Consider the following 16484-nt stretch of genomic DNA (forward strand, 5'->3'; position numbering starts at 1 on the left):
ACCGCGTCACGGAGCCTGCGCGGTCCCACTAGGATCGGTGTCGCGCCTCGATAGCTCAATGGATAGAGCAACGGCCTTCTAATCCGTAGGTTGCAGGTTCGAGTCCTGCTCGGGGCACCGTTCTTGCTCCCGGGCCTTGACCCCGTGAGGTGGACACGCTGATTCCGGGTCTGGCCCGGGGGAAGCGAGAACTTCTGGTCATGGCCAGGAAGACGTACACGGCGGAGTTCCGTCGTGATGCTGTCGAGTTGTATCGCTCGACGCCGACTGCCACGGTCGCGGGGATGGCCGCGGACCTGGGGATCAAGGATGCAATGTTGTCGGGCTGGATCAAGTTGTTGCGCCCCGGGTTCAGTGGAGGCTCGGAACTGACGCTTCGACGGTAGTCGCAGCGGTGTTGTGACGGTAGTAGGTGTCCTCGAGCTCGGCGGGCGGGACCATGCCGATCTCGCTGTGCAGGCGTCGGTGGTTGAACCAGTCGATGTACTCCGCGGTGGCGATCTCGAGGTCGTCGATCGTCTGCCACGGCCCCTTGTTGCGTACGAGCTCAGCCTTGAACAGCGAGTTGAACGCCTCAGCGGCGGCATTGTCATACGAGTCGCCCGTCGAGCCGACCGAGGCGACCGCGCCGGCCTCGGCCAGGCGCTGGGTGTAGCGAATAGCGACATATTGGACGCCCTCGTCGCTGTGGTGCGTCAGTCCGGTGACGTCGTGCCCGTCGTGGGTGCGGGTCCAGATCGCCATCTCCAGGGCATCCAGCGCCAGATCGGTGCGCAACGACTTCGACAGCTGCCAGCCGACCACGCGACGGGAGAAGACGTCCGTGACGAAGGCGGCATACGCCCAGCCGGAGAACGTGCGGCAGTAGGTGATGTCGCAGACCCACAACCGGTTCGGAGCCTCGGCGGTGAAGTCCCGCTCGACCAGGTCCGGGCGGGTGTCCTTTCCGCTGCCTGGGATCGTGGTGCGTGGCCCCTTGGCGCGGCTGATGCCGCGCAGCCCGGCGGCGCGCATGAGCCGTTCGACCGTGCAGCGCGCCACCGGCCGCCCGCGCCGGCGCAGCTCGGCATGGACCTTGCGGGAACCGTAGACCCCGTAGTTCTCTACGTGGACCTGCTGGATCAGGGTCGTCGTGGCCGCGCCGGTGACCGACCTGGGTGAGGGCGGCCGCGTCTTGGCCGCGTAGTACGTGCTCGGAGCGACCTGCATCCCTGCACCGGCAAGGACCCTGCAGATCGGCTCGACCCCGAACACCTCGCGGTGCTGGTCGATGTAGTCGACCAGCACCGCGGTACTGACTTGATCTTGCGGTCGAGCTCCGCCGCGGCGAAAAACGCTGACGCCGTCCGCAAGATCTCGTTCGCCCGCCGCAACTCGCGGACCTCACGCTCGACCTCGTTCATCCGCGCCTGCTCCAGCGTCGTGGTCCCGGGCCGCTCGCCAGCATCGACCTCAGCCTGGGTCACCCAGTTACGCAGCGTCTCGGGGTTAATCCCGAGTTGCTCACCGACCCTGGCCAGCGCGCCCTTGCGGGTCGCAGGGTCACGACACAGATCGACCGCCATCCGGATGGCGCGGTCCCGGAGCTCGTCCGGATACTTCCTCGGTGCAGCCATGACTCTCATCCTTCCGTGGAATGAGAGCCTCCATCAGACCCGGGGCGCAACAGACTGCGGGTCGACGCGTGGGTGACCGACCTAGTGACTTGAGTAGCTAATAGTCAGGATCGCCACCACCTTGTGCACATCACCGTCCGCATGGTTCTTGTAGTTGTCCTTGTACTGATAGTCGATCCGGCACATGCTGGACACTTCATAGTGCACGGTGCGAGACCAACCTTCACCCTTTGGCGCACCCGCCTTGCCCCGAAGTATGCAGGAACCGTTGATTTCGGGCATCTGGCCAGGAGTCATCGACACGTGATCCCAAAACTGGTTGGCGCTCTCAACGCCAACCCTATCCGCGAGCTCCATCCACTTCTGGTAAAAGCGTCGTTCGACTAGGACCCGATACTCAGGCGCAACATGCGGCTTGCCTCCTGGGCGTCCTGTTACCCATAGAGGGTGGTACGCGTGCGTCGCATCCGGCTTCACTCCCCCCTCGAACTCCCCGCGTCTACGTAACTGAGCGGGTCGAACCGCCCCGTTAGTACTGCACGGCGCACCGGGTCCTCGAGCTGAGACGCTGTCACGCGCCAAGCACGGACAACTTCGCGAATCGGCGCTGCGTCGTTGTCGGCCATTGCGATGATGAGCGTCTCCTGCAGTTCCTCCGCGAACGCGCGCATGTCGTCGCGATCGAAAGCGCGAAGCCACGCTAGAGAGCCCAGGGTAGCCACGCCGAGTTGGCCTCCAGCATCCACGAGTTGCACGAGGCGCCGATGCTCAGCCGACCAGTGCGCAAGCTGCTCAAGCACCTCTAGGTCGCTCGCAGGCAGCGCAACGATGCTCGTGCCGTCGGCATCCCGCAGATGAGCGCGTCCCGTCTTCGCGGCATCGAGGAACTGACGGCGTTTGGTGTTAGTTAGGTCACTTGCCTGGAATATAACGTCCGGCATGATTGCCTCTCCATCTCAGCAGGATCATACCTATGATCCTGCGCAGGATCGTACCGCACAACTTGTAGCACGGACGCCACTCGTGCTACAGGCCACACTTCCCTAGACTCTCGGCATGCACGAGGACCCTCGCGGGACGATCAGCCCGAGCGAACTTGCCAAGACAGGCCCTGCCGGCCTTGTCGCAACCCTGCGTGGCGTGCTTCAGCGACGAGACGGGACCACCCCTCTGGAGGATCCGAACGCGCTTGTAGTGCACGCACTGCGGGTGCTGGAGCGACACGGCATCGATGGCGAAGCGTTCGTGCGTTACGGCATGGGGCCAACTTTGGTTTGGCCCGCACTGGGCGCTGTAGCCGTGTCGGCGATCCTTGAGCACGACAAGGTGGAGTACAAGTCGCACATCGACGTGGCCGGATGGAAGGCCGCCCTCGGTTCACCCACGATCACACTCGACGACTCGATCGAGCTCGACTGGTTCGGCACGAGCACCTCGCTCCTGACAGCGTGGGCTCTATCGGCCCCCTTCAAGGACGTGTTGGCGCTCAAGCCCCCAGAGGCGAAGCACCTTCACTCCCTCCCCGCGCTCACCCAGGCCGATCACGACCTTACGGTCCGGTACCGCTGGCTCGTCGAGAGGTCGTCGGGAACCGAACTCGAAGCTTGGCACGCTGCTGAACTTCACCTCGAGTACATGTGGGCTGACGGCAAGCTCGAGGCCCCCGTGCCTGCATCGCTGATGGCGGCACGCACGGTCGATCACGATCACCTCTGCCGCCTCATTGCAGAGCACGCGGTTTACAACCCATTGGACGAAGAAGCAGCAGGCTGGCGCCGACTACTTAGCCGCATGCAGGAACAGGCACGGACCTTCCTTAAGCAACGTCGCTATGTCGAGGCCGCCGCCCTCTTCGAGTATCTTCTAACTCAGCGCCCAGGCGACCCTCAGGCTGCCAACAACTTGGGTTTCTGCCTCATCCCCGTCGACTCAACGCGAGCAGCGGCCTGCTTCCGGGAAGCGCACAACGGCGGGTTCGAAGTCGGGTCACTGCTGCTATATAACCGGCTTTGCGCCGCGCAGGACGACGACGAGCTCGGCGACCTGATCCACACAGCCGATCGGCACTGGGTTAGCACTCTCGAGGAATCGCCCGAACCCGCGCTTGTCTGGAAGCGTACCTCGGATGGGACGTGGACCGAATTCGACACGAGGGACGTCAGAGGTGAACTCGCGCGACTGGCTTTGGAGGTGGCCGAGAGTCTCGGTCGCTTCGACCGGGTAGCAACCTGGCGCGAACGCGGCGCTTCCTTCCTAACGGCTGGCGAGTAGCTCTAACCGCATCACACCTATGCGCCTCGCCCCGCTAGCCGACACTTCACAAAATCCGGACAATGCATCGCAATTGCCATTTCACTTGGCTTGGGCAATCGTCGCGCGGCACCGCGTCTCGGGACGCAAGTTCAAGCCCGCCCGATCCCTAGGTTGCAGGTTCGAGTCCTGCTCGGGGCACCACGCACGACGGGTGGCCGTACGCCACGGACGACGCCCGGGCGACCACGCGCGATCGCGTAGCATCCCAGCACCGCACGCCCCGCCCGGCCGTACCCGGCCCGCACCTCACGCACCGCACGCACTGACCGAGGACGACGATGACCGTTCCCCCGCGCGCCCCCGCCGCGGTGAGCGCCCTCGACCCCCGGCAGGCCGTCGCCGCCGGCCCTGCGATCGACGCGGCCACCGAGGCCGCCCTCGCCGACCAGGCCGCGCGTGTGGTCGCAGCCGTGCTCGCGACGACGCCGGGCACGCCCGCCCACGACCAGGCCTGCCGCGACGTGCGCACCATGGGGGACGACGACCTGCGTGCCCTCGCCGCGGCCGCGGAGCGCGTCGGCGCGCTCACGGCGCGCGCGCTCGACGGCCCCGCGCTCGCGCCGGCCGGCGTGCTCACCGCAGCCGTCGAGGCGCTGCACGCAGCCCTCGCACCTGCCGCCCCGTCGCGCCGCCGCCTGTTCGGCCTGCTGCCCGCCCGTCGTGGGCCCAGCACCCCCGCAGCACGGCTCGGCTCGGTCGCGGACGACGTGGCCGCGGCCCTGGCCTCGTTGCGCGCCGCCCGCGACGTGCTGGCCCGAGACGCCGTCGCGCTGCGTCTCGACCAGGAGCGGCACGCCGGGACCACGGGCCGTATCGCCCGCTTCGCGCGCCTCGCGGCGCTCGTCGACGCAGGCCTGCACGACGCCCCGACGTCCCCTGCCACGTCCGTCCAGAACCCGATGACTGACACAGCCCTGATGACCGACCCGACGGCAGGCCCGGCCTCGCTCGACGAGGCCCAGAGCGCCGCACGCCACCGGCACGCCGAGCTCGTGACCGCGCTCGCGGTCGCGGTCCAGGGCGACCTCGCGCTCGACCAGCTCGTGCGGACCGACGACGCGCTCGACGCCGCCGCGGATCGCGCGATCCGCACCGCGAGCGCCGCGCTCGACGCCGCGACGGCCGCCGGCGGGCTGGGCACCGCGGCACGGGAAGCGGCGGAGGCGCAGACCGCGCTCACCTCGGCGTTCGAGGCGCTCGCCGGGATCGAGGCCCTGCACGCCGACGCCCGCACCGCGGTGAGCGCGACGGGACGGGTCCTGACCACGACCGCACCGCTAGGCTCATGACGCACTCCGCGACGTCCGACACCGCGACGGGACGTCCGACACCCGAACGAGGAGCACCGCACCGCATGGGCTGGTTCCGACGCACGATGGCCCGCCTGAGCGGCACCCCGCACGAGTCCGCCGCGCCGGTCGCGCCGCCGGCTCCCGCCGCGCCGACGAGCGCCGAGATCCTCGCCGCGGTCGACCGCGTGCAGGAGCGTCTCGACGCGAGCGTGCCGCGCGCCGTCACCGCCCGGGTGCAGCGCATCAGCGACACGGTCGACGAGATGGTGCCGCGGCTCGACCGGCTCGCGGTCGGCAGCGCGCAGGCGCACACCGTGGTCGCGACCGCGACGAGCTACCTGCCCGAGGCCGTCGGCGCGTACCTGCGCCTGCCGCGCGACTTCGCGGACACGCGTCCCGTCGACCAGGGCCGCACGGCCCTGATGCTGCTGTGCGACCAGCTCGACCTGCTGGGCAGCACGCTCGACCGCATCTCGGACGCCGTCTCGCGTCAGGACGCCGACGCGCTCGTCGCGCACGGGCGGTTCCTCGCCGACACGCTCGGGCGGTCGTCGATCACGCTGCCCGACGTGCCCGCCGACCCGACCGCACCCGCAGACCCGCCCGCACCCGCACACCAGCCCGCGCACCGACCGACGAACCAGGACCCCGCATGAGCGACCGTCTCGCCCGCGCCCTCGACGCGCTCGCCGCCGCGGGCTCGCGCGCGGGCCTGCCCGCGTCCGCCGCCCGTGACGAGGGCGCCGCGCTCGCCGCCGCCGTCGCCGCGTCGGCCTCGGGCGCCGCGCCCGCGTGGCTCGCGGCGTGCGAGCTGCCCGCCGAGCCGCTGCGCCCGTTCTTCACCGCAGCGGCACGCGGCCGACGCTGGCGCGCCGCGCCGACCGACCTCCTGGCCGCGCTCGCACGCGACACGTCGCCGCACGCCGCGGCCTACGGTGCTGCGCTCGCCGACGTCGTCGACGCCGCAGCCACGCTCGGGACCCCCGGTGCCGGGCAGCAGAGCGCGGCGCTCGCAACCGCCGCGGTGCAGCGCGCGGGCGGAGCGTCGCCCCTGCCGTCCGGCGCGCTCGCGGACCTGCCCGCCGGTCCGACGTCCGGCACAGGCACGGTCGCACCCACCAGCACCAGCACCAGCACCGGCACCGGCACCGGCACCGGCACCGGCACCGGCACCAGTACCGCGGGCCGCGCTCCAGGGGTCGACCCCGCGCTCACGCGCATCCCGGGCGTCGCCGAGATCCTCGCGCGCCTCGACGAGGTCGGGGCATCGCTCGACCCGCTGAGCACCGGACCGTACGGCACGGCCCCGACCCCGCCGGTCGACGTCCGGCAGGACGCTCCGGGTGGCCAGCACGACGGGGCGACGGACCACGGGACGCCGAACCACGGGGCGACGGACCCTGCAACCACGGCCGCCGCGGGGGCGCCGTCCGACACGACCACCGAGGCCGCCGAGGCGCACCCGCCCCGCCCGCTCGCCGAGCTGCTGGCCGAGCTCGACGCGCTCGTCGGGCTCGAGGGCGTCAAGCGCGAGGTGCGCCGGCAGACCGAGATGCTGCGCATCGAGAAGCTGCGCGTCGAGGCCGGGCTCAACGCGCCCGCGCTCACGCGCCACCTGGTGTTCGTCGGCAACCCGGGCACGGGCAAGACGACGGTCGGCCGGCTCGTCGCCGAGATCTACCGCTCGCTCGGGCTGCTGAGCTCGGGGCACCTGGTCGAGGTCGACCGGTCCGAGCTGGTCGCCGGGTACCTCGGGCAGACCGCCGCGCGCACGACCGAGGTCGTCGAGCGCGCGCTCGGGGGCGTGCTGTTCATCGACGAGGCGTACTCGCTCGCGGGCGACCAGTACGGCCAGGAGGCCATCGACACGCTCGTCAAGGACATGGAGGACCACCGCGACGACCTCGTGGTCGTCGTCGCGGGCTACCCTCTGCCGATGGCCGACCTCATCGCGACGAACCCGGGGCTCGAGTCCCGGTTCTCGCGCGTCATCGGGTTCGAGGACTACGCGGTCGACGAGCTGCGCGACATCTTCGCGCGCATCGCCGCCAAGGCGGACTTCGTGCCGACCCCCGAGGCGCTCGAACGGTTCGAGCAGCTCGCGCGCGACGAGCCGCGCGGCCCGGGGTTCGGCAACGGCCGCTGGGCGCGCAACGTCCTCGACGCCGCGATGGCGCACCACGCGTGGCGGCTGCGCGACGTCGAGGCGCCCACGCTCGACGAGCTGCGCACGCTGCTGCCCGAGGACCTCGACGCCACGGACGGCACCGACGCCACGGACACGGCCAACGCACCGCCCGTAGCCGAGGCGCCGTCCGGGACGAGCACCGACGAGCAGGACCAGGCCCCCGCGCCCGAGGAGGACGCATGACCGTCACGACCACCCCGCCCGGCCCGGCGCCGTCCGCGGCCGTGGCCCCGGGTACCGACCCGGGGCCCGCGGCAGCGCCCGCTCCGCCCGGGCGCCTCGCGCGCGCGGCGCACGCGCTCGCGCGGACGCCGGGCCGGCTGCGCCTCGCGCTCGCGGTGAGCGTGCTCGCGTGCCTCCTGGTCGGCGCCCTGGCGTACGAGACCGCACGCTCGCAGGCCGACGCGGTCGAGGCCGTGCGCGGCGGCACGCAGCAGGTCGTGGGCGGCCAGTCGGTGCGCGCCGACCTCGTCGCGGCCGACGCGACCGCGACCAACGCGTTCCTGGTCGGCGGTCTCGAGCCGCCCGAGCGCCGGGCCGCGTACGACGCGTCGCTCGCCGACGCCGCCGACATGCTCCGCACGCTCGCCGCGTCACGGCTCGGGGACGGCGCCCGGACCCCGCTGCCCTTCGCCGCGCTCACCCGGTACACCGGCGAGATCGAGCAGGCGCGGGCCAACAACCGGCAGGGCTACCCCGTGGGTGCCGCCTACCTCGACTCGGCCTCGACGTCGCTGCGCAGCGACGTGCTCGCACCGCTCGCGACCGCGACGAGCGCCGAGCAGGCGCGCGTGGCCGCCGCGTTCGACGAGTCGTCGGGCGCCTCGCGCGCACTCGGCTGGTGCGCGCTCGCGATCCTCGCCCTCGTGGCCGTCCAGGTGTGGGTCGCCCGCCGCACCCGGCGCGTGCTCAACCCCTGGCTCGTGACCGCGACCGTGCTCGTGCTCGTCGTGACCGCGGGCGGGGCCGTGCTCATGGCCTCGATCGGGTCGACGACCGACGCGGTGCGCGACGGCCGCTACGCCGCCGCGAGCGCCGTGCTCTCGGCGCAGGCCGCGGCCAACGACGCGAAGTCGCAGGAGAGCGTCGGCCTGATCCGTCGCGGCAGCGGGCCCGACGTCGAGGTCGGGCTCGTCGAGTCGCTCGACGAGGCCCGGGCACACCTGGCCGACGCGGACGCGACCGGCGTGGGCGACCCCGCGCTCGGTGACGCGCTCGACGCGTGGGTCGACGCCCACGCAGGCGTGCGGGCGCTCGACGACGGCGGCGACTGGGACGCCGCGGTCGCCGCCGCGTCGTCCGACGACCCCGGGTCGTCGAACGACACCTTCGCCGCGTTCACGTCGGCCGCCGACACGTTCGTGACCGACACCGTCACCACGCTCGACGCCGACCTCGACGAGTCCGCGGCCGTCGCGGACGCCGCCGCGGTGGTCGCCGTCGTGCTCGCGGCACTGGCCGCGCTCGCGGCCTGGCGTGGCATCCACCGCCGACTCGAGGAGTACCGATGAGCCGCTGGACCGCACGGACGGGCACGCGCCCGCCGCACCGCACCGCACCGCGGACGACGGCCGGCGCCCTCGCCGGGGCGCTCGCGGCGGCGCTGCTGCTCGCCGGCTGCGCAGCCGGCGGCACGGTGGACCCCGGGACCGCGGCCGGGTCGACGGGCACGGGCACGGACTCGGCCACGGGCACGACCAAGGCCACGGACGCCGCGACCGCGGCTGCGCCGTCCGCCGCCCCGACCTGCGACGACGCGCTCGAGTCGTACGCGCCCGCGGACTCGCTGCCCGCCCCCGGGTCGATGCCCGCGGGCAGCACGATGGAGGCGATCCGCGAGAGCGGCGCGCTGCGCGTGGGCGTCTCGGCCGACACGCTGCTCATGGGGGCACGCGACCCGATCGACGGCGAGATCGAGGGCTTCGACATCGACGTCCTCGAGGACGTCGCCGAGGCGATCTTCGGCGAGCCGGGGCACCTGCGCCTCAAGGTCATCACGTCCGGTCAGCGCATCGACGTGCTCCAGGACCGCGAGGTCGACATGGTCGCCCGGGCGTTCAGCATCACGTGCGACCGCTGGGACCAGGTCGCGTTCTCGGCCGAGTACCTGCACGCCGGCCAGCGCCTGCTGGTGCCCCGCGACTCGGACGTCACGGACTTCGGCGACCTCGCCGGTCGGCGCGTGTGCGCGCCCGAGGGCACGACGACGCTCGCCAACCTCGAGCGCTACCCCGACGTCGTGCCGGTGCCCGCGAGCACGCACACGCGGTGCCTGGTCATGTTCCAGCGCGGCGAGGTCGACGCGATCACGGGCGACGACACGATCCTCGCGGGCTTCGTCGCGCAGGATCCGTACGCCAAGGTCGTGGGCGAGCCGATCAGCGACGAGGCGTACGGGGTCGGCATGAACGCCGACGACGTCGACCTCGTCCGGTTCGTCAACGGCGTCCTCGCCCAGCGCGTCGCGGACGGCGCGTGGCGCGCCTCGTACGACGAGTGGTTCGGTGTCGCGGGAGAACCCGCCCCGGCCCCGCCCACCCCGCTGTACGGGCGGACGCCGTGAGCGGCGTCGTCCCCGCGCCCGCACCCCCCGGTCGGCTGGGCGAGGCGCCGAGCGTGCTCGCGATCGAGACGTTCCTGCAGGGCCTGCGCGCGTGGTGCGCGGACCGTCGCGCGACGCTCGACCGCCTCGACGCGGCCGTCGGCACGGCCGACGACCCGTCGGCGCACACCTCCGACGTGCTGCTCGCCCTGACGCTGTGGCGCGCGGTCCAGGACCGGGCCGTCGAGCTCGACCGGACGTGGGCCGCGGGCGGCACCGACGTGCCCGCGCGCGAGACCGTGACCGGTCTGGTGTGGGGCCGGCTCGGCTCGGGCGACGGCTCGGCGCTCGTGTCGCTCGTCGAGGCCGTGCGCCTGTGCGACGCGCTCGTCACCTCCCTGTCGGCGCGGCTCGCCGGGACGCTCGACGCGAGCGAGGCGGCGACGCGGCTGCGCGCAGTGGGCGCAGCGCTCGCCCGGTGCGCCCGGCTGGGCGACGACGCGGCCGTCACCGCGCTGCGCGCACGGCTCGACCGGGTGGTCGCCGACGCGGCGCGCGGCGCCGACGTGACCGGGCCGCTCGGCGAGATCGAGCGCGACGTCGCGCGGACCGAGCGCGACCTGATCGTCGGGGCGTCGCGGCGCCACGCTCTCGGCACGGACCAGGCCTCGGCCGCGGCCCGCGCGGCAGCCCTCGAGGCACGCGAGCCCGTGCTGCGCGAGCTCGCGGAGCGCACCCGGGTCGAGGTGCTCGACCCTCCCCCGCACGCCGTGCCCGACGTCTCGCGCCTGGGCCCGGTGCCCGACGAGCGCGCCGCCCTCGACGCCTACATGAGCCGTCTCGACGCCGTCGAGCGCGCGATGGAGGTCGTCGAGGACGTCTACACCGCGCCGCTGCGCGAGCGCGCACGCCTGCGGTTCCGCATCGGTCAGCTCCTCGAGCGGGCCGTCGAGACCGGGCGCGCCGGGTCGCCGACGACGATCGCGGGCCACGCCGAGGCGCTCGCCGCCGTCGAGCGGACGCCCTGCGACCTGGCCGTCGCCCGCCACCTCACCGACCAGCTCGAGGTCGTCGTCCGGCCGTTGCCGACGACCACCCCGCACCGCACGGCGCACGCCGCCGGCCAGGAAGGACTCACCGCATGAGCGTCGAGAGCAGCACGTGCGCCACGCCCGCGTGCCCGGGCTCGATCGAGGACGGCTACTGCGACTACTGCGGCGCGCCCGAGGTCGACGCGTCCGGCGCGGGCTCCCCCGGTGACCCGCTCGACGAGGGCGCGACCCAGGCGGCGGCGTACACCGGCTCCCCCGACCCGGCCGCGCACCCCGGGTCGTGGGCGGCGTCGGCCGCGGCTGCGCCGTCCGGCACCTCTGCGGGCGGCCCTGCAGGTGGGTCTGCCGGCGGTGGACCCGCGGCAGGTCTGTCCGCGTCAGGCGCCCCGGCGGCAGGTGCCCCGGCGGCAGCCGGCCGCGGATCGTCGAGCACGCGCCAGGAGTCCGAGCACGCGACCCGCGGGAGCAGCTCGGCCCGGCTCGCCGCGACCGCTCTCGGCTCGGCGCGCACGCGCGAGACCGGCAGCCGCGCGACGCGTCGGGTCGGCACGGGCTCGACCCGGCTGCGCGAGCACCGGCTCGGCGCCGGCCTGACGACGGTGCCGCCCACGACCGTGGGCGACCCGCGCGCCGCGGTCATGGCCGTGCCCGAGGTCCCCGAGCACAAGCGCTACTGCCCGAGCTGCAGCGCGCCCGTGGGACGCTCGCGCGAGGGCGTCGAGGGGCGCACGCAAGGGTTCTGCCCGCAGTGCGGGGTCCGCTTCGACTTCACGCCGCAGCTCGCGCCGGGCGACCTCGTCGGCGGGCAGTACGAGGTCGTCGGCTGCCTCGCGCACGGCGGCCTGGGGTGGATCTACCTCGCGCAGGACAAGAACGTCTCGGACCGCTGGGTGGTGCTCAAGGGCCTGCTCAACGCGGGCGACGCCGACGCGTACGCGGCGGCGATCTCGGAGCGGCAGTTCCTCGCCGAGGTCGAGCACCCGCTGATCGTCGAGATCTACAACTTCGCGATGCACGCCGGGGCCGGGTACACGGTCATGGAGTTCGTGGGCGGGCCCTCGCTCAAGGAGCTCCTGACGGCGCGACGTGACGCGAACGGCGGCGTGCCGGACCCGATGTCGCCCGAGCACGCCCTCGCGTACGTGCACGAGGTGCTCCCCGCGTTCTCGTACCTGCACGACAAGGGGCTGCTGTTCTGCGACTTCAAGCCCGACAACGTGATCCAGCAGGGCGACGGGGTCAAGCTCATCGACCTCGGCGGCGTGCGCCGGGTCGAGGACGTCGAGTCCGCGATCTACGGCACCGTCGGGTTCCAGGCGCCCGAGATCGCGTCGCTCGGCCCGTCGGTCGCCTCGGACGTCTACACGATCGGCCGGACGCTCGCGACGCTCGTGCTGGACTTCCGCGGCAACACGACGACGTACGTCGCGGCGCTCCCCCCGGTCGAGGACACGCCGCTGTTCCAGCGCCACGACTCGCTGTACCGGCTGCTCGCCAAGGCGTGCGCGGTCGACCCGTCCGACCGGTTCGGCACGATCGACGAGATGCGCGCCCAGACCCTCGGCGTGCTGCGCGAGGTCGTCGCCGCACGGGGCGGCGGGGGCGCGGCGCCGACGTCCGCGTCCTCGGTGCACTTCCACCCGCCCGTCGCCGACGTGCCCGACCGCCCGCTGCACTGGGACGAGCTGCCCGCGCTGCGCGCGGACGACGACGACCCGGGCGCGGGGTGGCTCGCCGGGGTCAACGTGCTCGACCCCGACGACCGTGTGCGTGCCCTCTCGGCCGCCCCCGTCGAGAGCCCCGAGGTGCGCCTCGCGCGCGGCCGCGCCGCGATCGAGGCGGGACGCCCCGGGGTCGCGCGCACCGCGATCGCCGACATGCTCGCCGACGACCCGTGGGAGTGGCGTGCCGCGTGGCTCGCAGGTCTCGTCGACCTCGCGACGGGCGACGCCGCGGGCGCCTCGCGCTCGTTCAACGCCGTCTACGGCCAGGTGCCGGGCGAGCTCGCGCCCAAGCTCGCGCTCGCGACGGCGTGCGAGGGCCTGGGCGAGCTCGACGTGGCCGAGGCGCTGTACGACGTGTGCGCGCGCACCGACGCGAACTACGCCGCGCCCGCGGCGTTCGGCATGGCACGCATCCGCCTGAGCCGGGACGACGTCGACGGGGCGCTCGACGCCCTCGACAAGGTCGGCGCGACCCGCGGCTCGTACGTCGAGGCACGCCTGCGACGCGCCCGGATCCTCGCGGCCTCGGGCCGCGGGCTGCCCGCGCTCGCCGCGGCCCTCGAGAGCGTCGCGCACGTCGAGCTGCCCGCGCGCGAGGACGCCGGCCTGCGGGCCACCGTGCTCGCGTCGGCGCTCAACGTGGTCACGTCGGGCACGGTCGATCCGGGAAGCACAGTCGACCCTGCTGGCACCGCAGGCCCTGCCAGCACGGTCGGCGGTGTCCCCGCCCAGGAGGGGCCGCTGCGGGACGCGCTCGAGCGTGCCCTGCGCGACGTCGCGCTGCTCACCGACGACCACGACGAGCGGATCCGCGTCGTGGACCGCGCCAACACGGTGCGCCGCTGGACGCTGCGATGAGCGGCACGCGCACGACCCGGTGCCCCGGGTGCGACGAGGCGGCCCCGCCGGACGCCCGCTTCTGCGAGGCCTGCGGCGCCGCGCTCGACCCGTCGACCGCGCCCGACCCCGCCCCGGCCCCCGCTCCCGAGCGCTCGGTCGCGTCGTCGACGACGTGGACTCGACCTCCGAGCGCGACCTGCCGCGCGTGCGGCGGCCGCGTCTCCGCCGACGGCTACTGCGACACGTGCGGCACCCCGACGGTCCCGCCCCGCGACCACTGGGCCGAGTCGCCCGCACCGTGGGTCGCGGGCGTGTGCGACCGGGGCGTGCGGCACGCGCGCAACGAGGACGCCATGGCGATCGCCGTCACGGGCGACCGCGCGGTGCTCGTGGTGTGCGACGGCGTGTCCTCGGCCCCCGACTCCGACATCGCGAGCCTCGCGGCGGCGACCGCGGCACGCGACGCGCTGGTCGACCCCGCGGGCGCCCGGACCTCCGATGCTCTGGTCGCGGCCGCCGCCGCGGCGGAGCAGGCGATCCTGGACCACGTGGGCGACCGGGCGCAGCGGGTCGACCCGCCGTCCTGCACGTTCGTCGCGTCGGTCGTCGAGGGCTCGCGCGCCACGACGGCCTGGCTCGGCGACTCGCGCGCCTACTGGGTGCCGGACGGCGCGACGGCCGTGCCACTGACCGTCGACGACTCGTGGGTCGAGGAGATGGTCGCCCGCGGGATCGACCGCGCGCAGGCCGAGTCGTCGTCGCAGGCGCACGCCATCACGCGGTGGCTCGGACCCGACTCGGGCGACCACCCCCCGCGCGTGGTCGAGCACGACCTCGACACGCCCGGCTGGCTCCTGCTGTGCTCGGACGGGTTGTGGAACTACTGTCCGGACGCGGCAACGCTCACCGACGTCGTGCGCCAGGCCCTCGCCCCGGTGGACGGCGGACCGGCGGACGGCGGACCGGCGACCCCGGCGAGCGCCGCGCAGCGCCTGGTGCGCTGGGCGGTCGAGCAGGGCGGGGCCGACAACATCACCGTCGTCCTCGCACGGCACGACGGCGATACGCTGCACTGCGACGAAGTGTCCGACGACGCCACGAACGAGGAGCCGTGACCATGGCAGAGTTCACCGCCGAGGTCTTCCAGAACCCGTACCTCGGTCCGGGCGGCACCGACCTGCACGCGATCGTGACGATCACGGCGCAGGGTGTCGAGGGCACCTCGCCCGAGGCCGCCGAGATCATCCTGGTCGACACCTCCGGGTCGATGACGGGCCCCGCGCTCGAGGCCGCGAAGCACGCGGCGCAGGTCGCGGTGGACCAGATCGCCGACGGCACGTGGTTCGCGATCGTGAGCGGCAGCCACGTCGCGCAGCGCACGTTCCCCTACCCCAACGCACGCCTCGCGATGGTGCCCATGGAGCCGGGCGCCCGCGCCGAGGCCAAGCGCGCGATCTCGGGCATGCGCGCGCAGGGCGGCACCGCGATGAGCACGTGGCTCGCGCTCGCGGACGAGCTCTTCGCGACCGTCCCCCAGGCGACGCGACGCCACGCCGTGCTGCTGACCGACGGGCGCAACGAGTCCGAGCCGCGCGCCCGCCTGAGCGAGGTCGTCGCGCGCTGCGCAGGGCGCTTCCAGTGCGACGCGCGCGGCGTCGGGTCGCACTGGCAGGTCGACGAGCTGCGAGAGATCGCGACGGCCCTGCTGGGCACGGTCGACCTCATCGCCTCGCCGCAGGAGATCGCGGCCGACTTCGAGCAGCTCGTGCGCGCCTCGATGGCCCGCGGCGTCGCGGCGGCCGACCTGCGCGTGTGGACGCCGGCGGGCGGCCAGGTGCTGTTCGTGCGGCAGGTCGCACCGACGCTCGACGACCTCACGTACCGCCGCACCCCGGTGGACCCCCTCACGGGCGCCTACCCGACCGGGTCGTGGGCCGACGAGTCGCGCGACTACCACGTCGCCGTCAGGCTGCCGTCGAAGCCCGTGGGCTCGGAGCAGCTCGGCGCGCGCGTCCAGCTCGCGGTCGACGGCGAGGTCGTCGTCTCGGGTCTCGTCAAGGCCCTGTGGTCGGACGACGACGCGCTGACCGCCCCGATCAACGACGAGGTCGCGCACTACACCGGGCAGACCGAGCTCGCGGCCGTGATCCAGGAGGGCCTGGCCGCCAAGGCCGCCGGGGACGAGGCGACCGCGACGACACGGCTCGGGCGCGCCGTCCTGCTCGCGAAGGAGACCGGGAACGACGAGGCCACGTCACGGCTGCGGCGCGTGGTGGACATCGAGGACGAGGAGCTGGGCACCGTGCGGCTACGACGCGAGGTCGACCGTCTCGACGAGATGGCCCTCGACACGGGCTCGACCAAGACGACCCGGGTGCGACGATGACCGCGCTCGTGTGCCCGGCGGGGCACGTCACGCAGGCGACCGACTACTGCGACACGTGCGGCGCGGTGCTCGTGGCCGCGGGAACGCACGCCTCCCCCGGCACGCCGGACGGCGCGGCCCCGGCCCGCACGGGTGCGACGAGCACCTCGGCCGCACGGCCCGGCGGGATCGGGTCGACCGACGTGCTGGGTGCGACCGTCGCGAACGGGGCGTGCCCGACGTGCGGTGCCCCGGCACGCGCGCGTGCGCTGTTCTGCGAGAACTGCGGGCACGACTTCACGACCGACGCGCCGCCCGCGTCGCCGTCGAGAGCCTCGTTCTCGGGGTCTTCGCCGTCCGGGTCGTCGCCGTCCGGGTCGTCGCCGTCCGGGTCATCGGTTCCCGGGTCATCGGTTCCCGGGGCCGCCCACGCCCCGTCGTCCGACCCGGCTGCGGGAGAGGTTCCGGCGGCCGAGACGGACCTCCCGTCGTCGTCGGCCCGCCTCAGCCGCGGGTGGACGGGGTCCGCGCGCATCTCGACGCCCACGCACG

General features: G+C 73.5%; 15 protein-coding genes, 1 tRNA gene and 1 other annotated feature. Of the genes, 12 read left to right on the forward strand and 4 right to left on the reverse strand.

What is annotated here, in order from left to right; genetic code table 11:
- The first annotated feature begins 44 nt into the window (after window positions 1-44).
- Window positions 45-117: transfer RNA gene (locus CLV28_RS00300), tRNA-Arg, on the forward strand.
- An 83-nt stretch (window positions 118-200) separates the two neighbouring features.
- On the forward strand, window positions 201-386 hold the full coding sequence (locus CLV28_RS15890; protein WP_373314335.1) for a transposase: 186 nt from the start codon (window positions 201-203) through the stop codon (window positions 384-386).
- Here the strand turns inward: CLV28_RS15890 and CLV28_RS00310 are convergent.
- From CLV28_RS00310 to CLV28_RS00320, 3 genes are all read right to left on the reverse strand, one after another.
- Window positions 352-1616 (reverse strand): IS3 family transposase gene (locus CLV28_RS00310; protein ID WP_373314332.1). Its coding sequence is split into 2 segments (ribosomal slippage): window positions 352-1328 and window positions 1328-1616, totalling 1266 coding nucleotides; the frame shifts between segments, so codons are not numbered across the junction. The genes CLV28_RS15890 and CLV28_RS00310 overlap by 35 nt on opposite strands.
- Window positions 1195-1338 (reverse strand) — a sequence feature (AL1L pseudoknot). (Overlaps the previous gene by 144 nt.)
- A gap of 81 nt (window positions 1617-1697) precedes the next feature.
- Window positions 1698-1973, reverse strand: coding sequence for a hypothetical protein (locus tag CLV28_RS00315; RefSeq protein WP_100421342.1), 276 nt, complete (start codon window positions 1971-1973; stop codon window positions 1698-1700).
- Window positions 1974-2089: 116 nt separating this feature from the next.
- A complete protein-coding gene (locus CLV28_RS00320) occupies window positions 2090-2557 on the reverse strand; it encodes a hypothetical protein (protein WP_100421343.1) in 468 nt (155 codons plus the stop codon).
- 115 nt (window positions 2558-2672) lie between these two features.
- Here CLV28_RS00320 and CLV28_RS00325 point away from each other — a divergent pair, with 115 nt between their 5' ends.
- From CLV28_RS00325 to CLV28_RS00370, 10 genes are all read left to right on the forward strand, one after another.
- Window positions 2673-3887 carry a tetratricopeptide repeat protein gene (locus CLV28_RS00325; protein ID WP_157802434.1) on the forward strand — a complete coding sequence of 405 codons (1215 nt, stop codon included), beginning with the start codon at window positions 2673-2675 and terminating at the stop codon, window positions 3885-3887.
- A 320-nt stretch (window positions 3888-4207) separates the two neighbouring features.
- A complete protein-coding gene (locus CLV28_RS00330) occupies window positions 4208-5218 on the forward strand; it encodes a toxic anion resistance protein (RefSeq protein WP_157802435.1) in 1011 nt (336 codons plus the stop codon).
- A 65-nt stretch (window positions 5219-5283) separates the two neighbouring features.
- Window positions 5284-5877, forward strand: a complete 594-nt coding sequence (locus CLV28_RS00335; protein ID WP_203968267.1) for a hypothetical protein — start codon at window positions 5284-5286, stop codon at window positions 5875-5877.
- On the forward strand, window positions 5874-7592 hold the full coding sequence (locus tag CLV28_RS00340; RefSeq protein WP_100421346.1) for an AAA family ATPase: 1719 nt from the start codon (window positions 5874-5876) through the stop codon (window positions 7590-7592). The genes CLV28_RS00335 and CLV28_RS00340 overlap by 4 nt, the downstream gene beginning before the upstream one ends.
- Window positions 7589-8920 (forward strand): hypothetical protein, encoded by a 1332-nt coding sequence (locus CLV28_RS00345; protein ID WP_100421347.1) that lies wholly within the window; start codon window positions 7589-7591, stop codon window positions 8918-8920. Before CLV28_RS00340 ends, CLV28_RS00345 begins: the two co-directional genes overlap by 4 nt.
- Window positions 8917-9972 carry a glutamate ABC transporter substrate-binding protein gene (locus tag CLV28_RS00350; RefSeq protein ID WP_100421348.1) on the forward strand — a complete coding sequence of 352 codons (1056 nt, stop codon included), beginning with the start codon at window positions 8917-8919 and terminating at the stop codon, window positions 9970-9972. Before CLV28_RS00345 ends, CLV28_RS00350 begins: the two co-directional genes overlap by 4 nt.
- The gene (locus tag CLV28_RS00355; RefSeq protein WP_100421349.1) at window positions 9969-11096 is read left to right on the forward strand and encodes a hypothetical protein; all 1128 of its coding nucleotides are present in this window, start codon (window positions 9969-9971) and stop codon (window positions 11094-11096) included. Before CLV28_RS00350 ends, CLV28_RS00355 begins: the two co-directional genes overlap by 4 nt.
- Window positions 11093-13585 carry a serine/threonine-protein kinase gene (locus CLV28_RS00360; RefSeq protein ID WP_100421350.1) on the forward strand — a complete coding sequence of 831 codons (2493 nt, stop codon included), beginning with the start codon at window positions 11093-11095 and terminating at the stop codon, window positions 13583-13585. Before CLV28_RS00355 ends, CLV28_RS00360 begins: the two co-directional genes overlap by 4 nt.
- Complete coding sequence (locus CLV28_RS00365) at window positions 13582-14682, forward strand: PP2C family protein-serine/threonine phosphatase (protein WP_203968269.1); 1101 nt, start codon at window positions 13582-13584, stop codon at window positions 14680-14682. The genes CLV28_RS00360 and CLV28_RS00365 overlap by 4 nt, the downstream gene beginning before the upstream one ends.
- A gap of 2 nt (window positions 14683-14684) precedes the next feature.
- Window positions 14685-15953, forward strand: coding sequence for a VWA domain-containing protein (locus CLV28_RS00370; protein WP_100421351.1), 1269 nt, complete (start codon window positions 14685-14687; stop codon window positions 15951-15953).
- Between the two features lie 43 nt (window positions 15954-15996).
- Here CLV28_RS00370 and CLV28_RS15895 read toward each other — a convergent pair whose 3' ends face one another.
- On the reverse strand, window positions 15997-16479 hold the full coding sequence (locus CLV28_RS15895) for a hypothetical protein (protein WP_239073353.1): 483 nt from the start codon (window positions 16477-16479) through the stop codon (window positions 15997-15999).
- Between the last annotated feature and the right edge of the window lie 5 nt (window positions 16480-16484).

The organism is Sediminihabitans luteus (assembly GCF_002797595.1).
Taxonomy (GTDB): Bacteria; Actinomycetota; Actinomycetes; order Actinomycetales; family Cellulomonadaceae; genus Paraoerskovia; species Paraoerskovia lutea.